This is a genomic window from Planktothrix sp. FACHB-1355 (assembly GCF_014748295.1).
Classification (GTDB): Bacteria; Cyanobacteriota; Cyanobacteriia; order Cyanobacteriales; family Aerosakkonemataceae; genus Aerosakkonema; species Aerosakkonema funiforme_A.
Map to the genome: position 1 here is coordinate 1 of NZ_JACJUP010001132.1, position 2,269 is coordinate 2,269.

Below are 2,269 nucleotides of genomic sequence, written 5' to 3' on the forward strand. Positions count from 1 at the left end.
ACTTTTGGCTCCCCACTCGCAAAATCGACATACTAAAAACTAAACAACCAATTATTTGTCACGTTCCTCGCGGAATAAGCGCAAGGCGAAAGAGCCGGCTGGAGTTGCGCGGAAATGCTCGATCGTCTGCGCCATTTCAGTCGGTATCTCGCTTAATTGAGGTAATTTTGTACCATATTCGGTAGGCATGAGGACAAGCCCAGTCAGACAAGCCCATGTGAGGTCACAAGCCGAAAAGCTATCCCCGACTAAATATTTACGCCCATCCGCAAGCAGCTCGTTGACAGTCTCGAAAATGCTGTTAATTCGATCGAGCGATTCGGCGGCGGACTCTGGTGTAATTTCCATCGCTCGTTCCATCGCTTCCCGGATGCAGGGAAAGACAACAGGAAACAACTCCGCCTCAATCGCCTCTACGCCTTCGCAGAACAATCGCAATATCAGCTTGTCCCGATCGAGTAAATAAAAGTAGAACCACACCCCGGTGCTGGGCCCAAGTTGGCGATCGAACCAATCTTCGAGTTTTTCCACCTCTTGGCGCAATTTAGGATCGGCAGGGTAGAGCTTTGCGCTCACGGGTGACATCCCATCAATGTATTGCAAAATGTCGCTGGAATCGCTGAAAGTACCCGCCTCAGTGACAAGCATAGGAACCGATCGCCCCTCATTTCGAGCTGTAGCCAATCGGTGAAAAAGCGGCGCGTGGCGCTCTTCAATATATGGAATATTGAGCCGTTCCAGCGCCCATCGAACTTTTTCGCAGTAATGGCTGATTGAGGTAGTGATGAGACGAGGAAGTTGTTCCGGCGATCGATCCTGCATAGTGTACCAAACCTGTGGTTAAAATTTGCCGACAAACACTTTCTGCGCTGGCCCTGTCATGTAAATTCGCCCATCAACTTCGGACCATTCAATTTCCAGAGGGCCACCGGGTAGCTCAACAGTAGCTTTGCGATCGCAATTTCCCGTCAGTACCCCCGCCACCAAAGAAGCGCAAGCACCAGTTCCGCAAGCCATCGTTGCCCCAGCACCGCGTTCCCACACTCGCATTTTCAAATAATCTCGCTCTACCACTTGAATAAATTCCGTATTTGTGCGTTGCGGGAAAACCGCGTGATGCTCAAAGAAAGGCCCCAAAGTTTCCAGCGGAATAGCCGTGACATCTTCGACAAACGTAATACAGTGGGGATTGCCCATACTGACGCAGGTAACATCCCAAGATTTTCCTTCCACTTGCAGAGGTCGGTTAATAACTTTCTCGTCAGCAGAACAAAGCGTAGTGGGAATTTCGGCAGCTAAAAGTCGCGGTAGCCCCATATCAACGGTAATTTGACCGTCCGATCGCAACTTTGGCGCGATCGCACCGGCAAGAGTGTGAATGCGATATAAGCGCTCCTGATTTGAGACTCCCTCCAACTCAGCGATAAACTGAGCTAAGCAACGAATCCCGTTGCCGCACATTTCCGGTTCGGAGCCATCCGAGTTAAAAATTCGCATAGTGTAATCGTTACCGTCAAGCCCTGGCAGAGCAAAAATTACACCATCAGCACCGATACCAAAGTGGCGATCGCATAACGTTACCGCCTGCGCGGGTGTTAAAACTGGATCGGATGAAGTGCGATTATCAATCAAAATGAAGTCATTTCCCAAACCGTGATACTTAGCGAACTCAATGGCCATTAAATTATCCTCGCTCTTAGTGGGGTGGGTACGCTCTCAAGTTTTGTGAAAGCATCCTAAAGATAGCAGTCGATCGCATAAATAACTTAAGTAAACATTGTAAAATGCACGGTTACACACGTTTAGAGTAGCAAACTTATGGCTAGCGGATTCGATAGTGGATTGCCCAGCTCTCGTCAAATTCAAAATATGATTAAAGAACAAAAACAGGTGCAAGTAAAACTGATCGGGGGTGAAATGTTAAGCGGTCAGTTGCGCTGGCAAGATCAATTTTGCATCGGTCTGATCGATGAAAGCAATCAATCATCAATTGTGTGGCGACACGCGATCGCTTATGTCAAGCCCATCACCTAAAATTTAGGAAGGGAGAGGGGTGGGAGCAGCCGCCATAAAATTACCTATTTATCCCTAAACTTACTCAATAATAGATGCTATTATGTGGAAATGAGTAAGTTTATTCCACCTCAAGAGAAACATCACTCACAAAAATCCCTTGCATCGTAGAGGAGTGAAGAGAAGTTGCTCAAAAGCTTCCAAACAAAACTTAACCTAAACAACCAACAACGTACCCTAGCAGATCGGAAGAGCG

General features: G+C 47.7%; 3 protein-coding genes. 1 reads left to right on the forward strand and 2 read right to left on the reverse strand.

Translation table 11 applies throughout. The features are described 5' to 3' along the window. Nucleotides 1-51 precede the first annotated feature (51 nt). A complete protein-coding gene (locus tag H6S82_RS29850; RefSeq protein WP_190464589.1) occupies nucleotides 52-822 on the reverse strand; it encodes a glutathione S-transferase family protein in 771 nt (256 codons plus the stop codon). Between the two features lie 18 nt (nucleotides 823-840). After that, complete coding sequence (gene dapF / locus H6S82_RS29855) at nucleotides 841-1,680, reverse strand: diaminopimelate epimerase (protein ID WP_190464588.1); 840 nt, start codon at nucleotides 1,678-1,680, stop codon at nucleotides 841-843. 138 nt (nucleotides 1,681-1,818) lie between these two features. Here dapF and H6S82_RS29860 point away from each other — a divergent pair, with 138 nt between their 5' ends. Further along, nucleotides 1,819-2,034, forward strand: coding sequence for an RNA chaperone Hfq (locus H6S82_RS29860; protein WP_190464587.1), 216 nt, complete (start codon nucleotides 1,819-1,821; stop codon nucleotides 2,032-2,034). Nucleotides 2,035-2,269: the final 235 nt, after the last annotated feature.